The 8,102-nt window shown below is 34.1% G+C and carries 8 protein-coding genes; 4 read left to right on the forward strand and 4 right to left on the reverse strand.

Features of this window, described 5'->3' with window-relative positions; all coding sequences use genetic code 11:
• Positions 1 to 48: 48 nt before the first annotated feature.
• On the reverse strand, positions 49 to 1,146 hold the full coding sequence (locus tag IJE13_RS07300; protein ID WP_292778799.1) for a hypothetical protein: 1,098 nt from the start codon (positions 1,144 to 1,146) through the stop codon (positions 49 to 51).
• A 293-nt stretch (positions 1,147 to 1,439) separates the two neighbouring features.
• On the opposite strand from IJE13_RS07300, the gene IJE13_RS07305 reads away from it, so the two are divergent.
• On the forward strand, positions 1,440 to 2,324 hold the full coding sequence (locus tag IJE13_RS07305; RefSeq protein WP_292778801.1) for an ion transporter: 885 nt from the start codon (positions 1,440 to 1,442) through the stop codon (positions 2,322 to 2,324).
• Positions 2,325 to 2,362: 38 nt separating this feature from the next.
• Here IJE13_RS07305 and IJE13_RS07310 read toward each other — a convergent pair whose 3' ends face one another.
• On the reverse strand, positions 2,363 to 3,433 hold the full coding sequence (locus IJE13_RS07310; protein WP_292778803.1) for a hypothetical protein: 1,071 nt from the start codon (positions 3,431 to 3,433) through the stop codon (positions 2,363 to 2,365).
• Between the two features lie 180 nt (positions 3,434 to 3,613).
• Between IJE13_RS07310 and uvrC the strand changes: the two genes are divergently transcribed.
• Positions 3,614 to 5,449 (forward strand): excinuclease ABC subunit UvrC, encoded by a 1,836-nt coding sequence (gene uvrC, locus IJE13_RS07315; protein ID WP_292778805.1) that lies wholly within the window; start codon positions 3,614 to 3,616, stop codon positions 5,447 to 5,449.
• A 78-nt stretch (positions 5,450 to 5,527) separates the two neighbouring features.
• On the opposite strand, the gene IJE13_RS07320 is transcribed toward uvrC, so the two are convergent.
• Both IJE13_RS07320 and IJE13_RS07325 read right to left on the reverse strand, forming a co-directional pair.
• Positions 5,528 to 5,998: a hypothetical protein gene (locus IJE13_RS07320; RefSeq protein ID WP_292778807.1), complete on the reverse strand. Its 471-nt coding sequence runs from the start codon at positions 5,996 to 5,998 to the stop codon at positions 5,528 to 5,530.
• A 30-nt stretch (positions 5,999 to 6,028) separates the two neighbouring features.
• Positions 6,029 to 6,523 (reverse strand): SseB family protein, encoded by a 495-nt coding sequence (locus IJE13_RS07325; RefSeq protein ID WP_292778809.1) that lies wholly within the window; start codon positions 6,521 to 6,523, stop codon positions 6,029 to 6,031.
• 172 nt (positions 6,524 to 6,695) lie between these two features.
• On the opposite strand from IJE13_RS07325, the gene IJE13_RS07330 reads away from it, so the two are divergent.
• On the forward strand, positions 6,696 to 7,442 hold the full coding sequence (locus IJE13_RS07330; protein WP_292778811.1) for a 4-phosphopantoate--beta-alanine ligase: 747 nt from the start codon (positions 6,696 to 6,698) through the stop codon (positions 7,440 to 7,442).
• 112 nt (positions 7,443 to 7,554) lie between these two features.
• Positions 7,555 to 8,097, forward strand: coding sequence for an AAA family ATPase (locus IJE13_RS07335; RefSeq protein WP_292778813.1), 543 nt, complete (start codon positions 7,555 to 7,557; stop codon positions 8,095 to 8,097).
• The last annotated feature ends 5 nt before the right edge of the window (positions 8,098 to 8,102 follow it).

An 8,102-nucleotide genomic window follows, 5' to 3' on the forward strand; every position in this document is an offset into this window, starting at 1 on the left:
AAAATAATAAAAAAAGAAAATATAAGAAAAAATAAAATAATGTTTTATTTATTCATAGGCACTAACGGACCTGGTCGCCCTCTTGAATTCATCAAACAGGTACTTGATGTCATCATCTGATTCTGTATCGATTTGAGAGATGTTTAGAACCAGCTCTGCAGACAGCTTATCCAAACCCTTAATGATTGAATTTAAAACAATTACCTTATTCTTAAGTTCATCTTCCACTTTAGTACTGTATTCAGTACTTAAGTCAAGAATCTTATATCCTGCATTCAATTGACTGTAGAATGTTTCATGAGAGTCATCCACAACTCCCTTAAACCTTGTATAAGTCAGTTGAGGAGGTGCAAATCTCTTTTCAATCAATTCCAATGCATTTTTCTCCTTTTGAGGATATAAGTCTTCCAATTCCTTAAACTGTTTTCTGTAAAATTGGAAAGCGGGAATGGTTCCCTCTTCAATTTTAACACCAACAGATTCCTTTTCTGATTTGTTTTCTTCTTTTGTTTCTTTGGATTTAACTTTAAATTCAGCTTCCTCAGGTATTTCAACCCTATTTCCATATATCGGCTTAGGTTCGCTGGCCACCATGACTGATCTGATTATGGATGCGAAATAGAAAATCAATGCCACTTCAAATGCGATTGATCTTACCGGCTGGATGCCCCAAGTTATAAATCCCAATATCCATGGAAGTTCATAAACGAGCCCTTCTGTAAACCAGGATTTGTTTGGAGTGGTCTTTCCCTTATAAATCAATCCAACACCATTCAATATTGGAATGAAGGAAATCATAACCCATAAGGAATCTACTACATCATTTATCTTTTCTTCAAAGCTCTTGTCAATCACATTTGAGTGGTTGAGCTGCTTTTGAAGTTTGAAATCAACCATAATGCTTCTTATGATGGAAACATATGACGCCAAGGATGCAATTATGAAAAATACAGTTGCAACCCCAAAGTTTGACATGGACATCAAGCCAAGCAGCCAAGGAATTTCATACAGAATACCTTCGGCAAACCAGTTGGCATTTCCATATTTGTTTCCAATATATACAAATCCCAAACCATTAAACAATGGAATAAAGGAAATCAAGACCCATAAGGAGCTTGTAATCTTTTGAAAAATAGTACGTGTCATAACCCCCACCTACAATTTTCATTCAAATTTTAATTAAATATTTAATTAAATTCTTAGTTTCTAATGTATTTGTCAGGACATTTTCATATCCTAAAGTTACTTTAATATTTTTAGTATATAAGGTTTTGTATTTATTTTTCAAAAATGTATACTTTTTTTAAGAATTCATGAAAAAATATATTCCAAATGAAATTTTTTTAAATTTCAAATAGATTTATAACAAATAAAATGATAATTTTAATTAGGAAAAATAAAAAATCTTAATCTTAAAACTAAACTGTCAGAGGCAAAATATGAAAATTAATGAAAGTAACCGATTCAATTTCTTTTTATCAATAATGATTGTAATTGATTTGATCCTAATTACACTCACATTGATTTCGGAAGTTCCGGATAACATGTACTATGGAATAATTGTCTTTGACACCGCTTTATGTATTATTCTGCTTATAGAATTCTTTACAAGGATGTGGATTGCAGAGGACAAAAGACGATTTTTCCTAAAGAATTGGACAGAACTCATAGCTGCAATTCCATTTGATTTGATCATGCTTCCTTTTGTATTGAACTATGCCCGTTTCCTAAGATTGATAAGAGTCTTGAAATTCATCAAGGTCATTGCCCTATTCTCACAATTCTTTGAAACCATGGATGTTTACTTGAAAAAGACCCATTTAGATGAAATATTTGGCGTAACCCTTCTTGTTGTGCTTGGATCTACCCTGGGATTATACCTATTCGACCCAAGCATAAACAGCTTGTTTGACAGCTTATGGTTTGTATTGTCAACAATTACAACTGTAGGTTATGGTGACATATTGCCGCAATCCGGTGCTGGAAGGATGATTGGCCTCTTTATTCTCATTGTCGGCGTATTGATATTCAGTACAGTCACAGGTGCAATTGCCTCTTATTTTGCAAGAAGAGTATTATTGAATGAAGACTTCAACATCACAGAAAACGACGACAACATCGCACATTTAAAAGAAAATCTAAGCTTCAACAGGAAAAACCTTAGTGAAGTCCATAGTAAAGTCTATAAGATTGATAGAGATGTTGAATCCCTTAAAAAAGAGTTGAATGAAATAAAAGAAGAACTGAAAGAGTCTAAAGAATTGAATGCTGAATTAAGGGAAGAAATAAAAAGCTTAAATGAAAATTTAAATAATGAAAAATAAAAATACTGTTTTTTTTAAAAAAAAAGAGTAAAGGATAATTATTTATAATCCTTTACTGAATTGATCAAATCATCCATATTGCCAAACAATTCATCCAATTCCTCTTCAGATCCCTCATCTCCATCATGGATGATGAGCTCTTCAATCAGATTATTCATTTCATCATTGATTGATTCCAAAATGCCTATTTTTTCCTTGACTGCTTCATCCAATCTTTCACTATACTCTGAAGCCAATCCAATGATGCTTAATGCTGAATCTGCATGATGATAGAATATCTTATGACAGCTGTTTATGACTGTCATGAATCTGTCATAGCTTAATTCCCCATCATTGAATCTTTGATTGATCAGATTGGTGATATTTTCCTCCTTTTGATTGAAAGTATCCTTTAAGCCAGTTATTTTGGTATTATAAGCCCTGAATTGAGGAATGATTTCTGAATTTGCATACTCATTTCCTGTATTATTTACAGCTTTAGGCTTGGTATCCGCCGGAGTTTCAACTATAGGTTTGGAAGCATAATTTGCCGTATCCATCTTTTCCTCTTCAAAATAGATCATGAAGGTTTTTACGATGGATAGGACCATTCCTGCAAGTGCTACAGCCAAAAAGAAATTGAAAACCATATCACTTGAACTGGCAGTTATGAAACATAAAAGCCATAGGAACTCAAAGATTATACCTTCAAAAACCCATCTTTTCATGTTTCTTTTCAATCCAACGATTATCAACCCAATACCATTTAAAAAGATTATAAATGAAAAGATTACCCAAAATGAACTGAATGACTTGTCAATATCGATTTGGGATTCCTCATCATCATCTATCAGTATGTCCTTATGCTGGAAATATACAATGAATGTTCTGACAATGCAAATTAACATTAACAATAATCCCAATCCAATCCAAATGTCTGCTATGCCCTCGTTATTTATAAAAACGAAAGTAAAGAACCAAGGAATTTCATAAATCAGGCCTTCTATGATCCATTCTCTTTTGAATTCCTTTGCTCCTATGTAAGCAAAGCCCAATCCATTTAAAAATGGAATGAAGGCAACCAATACCCATAATGATTTAACTATTTTACTGAATGTTGAGTTTGCCATTACAATCCCCCTTTTAAATTAAAAAAAATAATTTTCAATAATATCTATATTTTTCAAATTATTAAAAATTTTTTATAATTTTTTAGCAAGCTTTATAAAAAATAAAAATTAATATAAGTTAAGAATTATCAAAATAGTATTATAAAAATAAAAAAATTAAAATCTTATCAAGGTATCAAAATGTCAACTAAAGTAAACTCACCGGATGAACTTCCAAGAAAGCCTGGAATATACATCATGAAGGACAGGAATGAGGAAATCATCTATGTGGGAAAGTCAAAATCTCTCAGGAACAGAGTGAAGTCCTATTTTCAAAAGAACCTTGATAGGCCAAAGACCCAAGTCTTGATGAGCCATTTCAACAGCCTCGAGTATATTGTAACAAATACTGAAAAGGAGGCGCTTATTTTAGAGGCCAACCTCATCAAGAAGCACAGGCCAAGATACAACATCAGCCTAAAGGATGACAAAAGGTATCCCTATGTCAAGATAACAGATGAGGATTTTCCAAAGATAGTCATTACAAGGGATATTGGAAAAAAGGGCTCATACTATGGTCCATTTACAGACGTTACAGCTGTTCGCCAAACCGTCAAGTTCCTGAAGCAGCTCTTTAGGATAAGAACATGCAAGAGAATGGACGGCCCATGCCTGAACAGTCAGATTGACCTTTGCTACGCTCCTTGTGATGGAAGTATTTCCAAAGAGGAATATCAGGAGCATATCAAAAAGATAGACCTCTTCTTCCAAGGAAAGTATACAAAAATCATAAAGGACTTGGAATCAGAGATGAAGGAGGCTGCCTCAAACCAGGAATTTGAAAAGGCTGCTGTCATAAGGGACCAGATCAGTTCCATTGAGGAAGTCATGAACAAGCAGTTTGTGGAGCTTAACAATGAGCTTGACCAAGACATCATTGCCATATCCTATACTACCCAGAATGCAGTTGTAGTGGTCATGAACATCAGAAACGGCAAGATCATTGGAAAGGACGATTTCCTGATGGACGGTTCCCAGCATACAACATCAGACGAGGTAATTTCCGCATTCATCAAGCAATTCTATGGAATAAACAGGCATATTCCAAAGGAAATACTAATAGAGGAAGAGATACCTGATGACAAGCTTATTGAGGAATGGTTAAGCGACTTGAGAGGAAACAAAGTTTCTATTAAAGTTCCTCAAAAGGGAAATAAGCTCCGTCTTGTAAGAATGGCAAGCAAAAATGCAGACATAATAAAGAACCAGAAGCAGAAGATGGAAAACTCAATGATCGAGCTTAAGAAATACCTTAAGCTTGAAAAGCTTCCAAGGGTCATCGAAGGCTACGACATCTCAAACATTTCAGGACAGCTTGCAGTTGGCTCAAAAGTTTCATTTCTGGATGGAAAACCTAATAAGAAACAGTATAAGAAGTTCAAGATGAACACTCCAGGACCTAACGATTTCGCCATGATGAAGGAGCTTTTAGAGAGAAGACTGAAACCTCTTAAAGTTTATTATGAGAAAGTCAGAATCAATGAAGAGCACGTTAAAAACAACGAGGCGGAAACTGAAAGAATCGTTCCATTAAAATTGGGAGAGGAACCAAATCTTATCGTTATCGATGGGGGAAAAGGCCAATTGGGCATGGCTGTTGATGTATTGAAGGAATATAATCTCACCCATATACCTATAATAGGTCTTGCAAAGGAATTTGAGGAAATTTACATTCCAAACAGCAGTTTCCCAATTAGAATTCCGCAGGATAATGAAGCCCTTCATCTCCTTCAGCAAGTTAGGGATGAATCACACAGGTTTGCTGTCACTTATCATAGAAAATTAAGATCCAAGAAGATTGAGGAATCCCCATTGGACAATATCGTTGGTGTAGGAAAAAAGAGAAAAATAGAACTTTTAAGACATTTTGGAGATTTGGAAAGCATTAAAAAGGCAAGTGTTGATGAGATAAAAGAAGTTAATGGAATGAATGAAAAAGTAGCCACCAATGTTTATGAATATTTCCATAATGAATAAAAGAATAGATAGAAAATAAAATAAAATTAAATAAAATAGAAAAAAAGAAGAAAAAATAGAATAATAGGAATATCTTATCTATTCCTTACTATTTTTACTTAAATAATCAAAAAAGAGCTTAGCCAAGTTCTTATTGACAAACATGACCTTATAAGAGACATCATCACAGATTATATCAACCTTCTTTTCATCCAATCTGCAATCTATTATATTGGTTAAATTGATGATGATATCTGCCTTTTCCTTAAAGATCAGCTCTTTTTCAGTTAAATAAGCATTTGTGCGAATCCTTTTTGATTCGTTGTCGATTTGAAGAAGGCATTTCAAGTCAATGTTTAAAAACCAGTCTGATGTTAGGAACTCATTTACAAGCTCTGGAGTGGTATTGAACTTGTTGATTCCCTTTTCATCCATAAACATGCTCAAAAGGAATCTGTCTATATTGTTCTCCTTTATGATGATTTCAGCATCATTATGAGCCTTCAATACTTCCTCAGACGGTTTCTTAACCATTAGATTGCTGTTTTTTCTTCTGAATCTGTTAAACATCATATCTTATTTATTTTATATTTATTTTTATTAGTGATTATGACTTGGGTCATCACAATCAGGATCATCACATTCCTCAAAATCAAAAAGTTCGAAGATGGCTTCCAAAGGAAGTTCTATGGCATTTTCATGGAAAGGATTTATGACAAGCCCATCAAACTCATCCTCTTCTGTTTCAGACAACAGAATTGCAAGGTCTTCCGCTGAAATGACCAAACCATAAACATCGAAATCCTCTTCATCAGCCAATTTTTCAATCTCATCATCATCTGTGTAAATTGGGAACAATACGTTTCCATCCTCATCTTCAAGTCTCATGACTTCAAGGTCTATTTCCTCATCCAAAGCTATTTCCTCATCGGTTTTGTCGATGAGGGCTTCGGCATCTGAATTCAATTCAGCTGGAATGATAAATGTTGCATCCATAAAAGCATCTACAAACGCTTCCAATTGCTCTTCGCTCATATCTTCAGGTGCGGTTTTCATGATTTCCTTTAATTCTGGATTTTCAACTCTTTCATCCATAATTTGTCTCCTTGAAATAGATTTTTAATAATCATTTTATAATAATTAATAATAGTTTATAAGTTATCATATAAATAAATGCAATAATTTAATTAATGATGACATTTGAGAGTTCGAATTATAATCTTAATAGACTATAATTTTATTAATCAATTTAACTATAATAGTAACTATGATACCAAAAACTCATCCACGTTACGAATCATTATTGCTTAGAGATAAAGTGAAGAATGCCTTTAAGGAAGGATATCTAGCCGATTCAGGTATGATTGCCCATGGCAGAGGAGAAACCTTTGATTACCTGATTGGAGAAAAGACTACAGAATCTGCCAAAAAGGCATGTGAAGCTGCTGTTGCAACCATATTGCTTGCTAAAAATCCTGTTCTTTCTGTAAACGGCAATACAACAGCACTTGCAATCGATGAAATCATAGAGCTTGCTAAGGCAACCGATTCCAAAATTGAAATCAATCTATTCTACAGAACCCCAGAACGGGTGGAAATAATCACAAGAATGTTTAAGGAAAGGGGCTGGAAAGACATTCTCGGCACAAATGATGAGGAATTGGCTTATATCGACAACCTCAACAGTCCAAGAGCAACAGCAAGCAAGGAGGGAAGCTACATAGCAGATGTCATGCTAGTGCCTCTTGAAGATGGAGATAGAGCGGAAGTGTTGGTTCAAAACGGCAAGAAGATCATTTGCATTGACTTGAATCCACTTTCAAGAACAGCTAAGATGTCCACCATATCCATTGTGGACAATGTTGTAAGGGCCGTTCCATTGATGACAAAAATAGCAAAGGAATTCAAGGAATCAGGAAAGGCAAATGACAAGGAATTTTTAGAAAATATTGTCAATGCTTTCTCCAATGAACAGAATCTTAAGGATTCATTGGCAGCCATCAAATTAAAATAATTTGTTTTTATTTAAGATAAATTTAATAACAATTAAAAATATAAATATATTTTCCAATAACTAGGATTTTCGTAAAAATCAAAAGAATAAAAAATAATTTAATGGGATTATAATGAAAGTGATAGGAGTAACCGGTTTACAAGGATCTGGAAAAAGCATTTTTTTCGACACCGCAAAGGAAAAAGGCGCACTTGTAGTGAGTATGGGCGATATAATCAGAGAAAAGGCAGCTGAAAGGGGAGAAGACACAGGTACAACTGCCAGAACATTAAGGGAAGAGTTCGGACAGTACATTGTAGCCGAACTTACCGTTCAAAAAATAAAAGAGCTTTTAGAAAAGGAAGGAAATATAAAAACAATTTTAGTGGATGGAATAAGAAGCCCATATGAAATTGAACTCTTTAAGGAAAACTTTGAAAACTTTATTTCCGTTTCAATTTATGCAAGTCCTCAAACCAGATTCAAAAGAATCTCACTTCGAGGAAGAGAAGACGACACAACCGATTTTGAAGAATTCATGGTAAGGGAAAACAGAGAATTGGGATTCGGTATTGGAGATGTCGTATCCACAACCGATTATTTGATTGAAAATGAATGCTCTCTTGAAGAGTTTAAAGAAAAAGTTGCTGAATTTGTAGAAAAAGAGATGGATTAAATCCA

Source organism: Methanobrevibacter sp. (genome assembly GCF_017410345.1).
In the GTDB taxonomy this organism is placed as follows: domain Archaea; phylum Methanobacteriota; class Methanobacteria; order Methanobacteriales; family Methanobacteriaceae; genus Methanobrevibacter.

Bases quoted from the DNA above. Each gene is read 5' to 3' on its own strand.
- IJE13_RS07305 (WP_292778801.1), top strand. From the start codon at position 1,440: ATGAAAATTAATGAAAGTAACCGATTCAATTTCTTTTTATCAATAATG.
- uvrC (WP_292778805.1), top strand. From the start codon at position 3,614: ATGTCAACTAAAGTAAACTCACCGGATGAACTTCCAAGAAAGCCTGGA.
- IJE13_RS07320 (WP_292778807.1), bottom strand. From the start codon at position 5,998: ATGTTTAACAGATTCAGAAGAAAAAACAGCAATCTAATGGTTAAGAAA.
- IJE13_RS07330 (WP_292778811.1), top strand. From the start codon at position 6,696: ATGATACCAAAAACTCATCCACGTTACGAATCATTATTGCTTAGAGAT.
- IJE13_RS07300 (WP_292778799.1), bottom strand. From the start codon at position 1,146: ATGACACGTACTATTTTTCAAAAGATTACAAGCTCCTTATGGGTCTTG.
- IJE13_RS07325 (WP_292778809.1), bottom strand. From the start codon at position 6,523: ATGGATGAAAGAGTTGAAAATCCAGAATTAAAGGAAATCATGAAAACC.
- IJE13_RS07335 (WP_292778813.1), top strand. From the start codon at position 7,555: ATGAAAGTGATAGGAGTAACCGGTTTACAAGGATCTGGAAAAAGCATT.
- IJE13_RS07310 (WP_292778803.1), bottom strand. From the start codon at position 3,433: ATGGCAAACTCAACATTCAGTAAAATAGTTAAATCATTATGGGTATTG.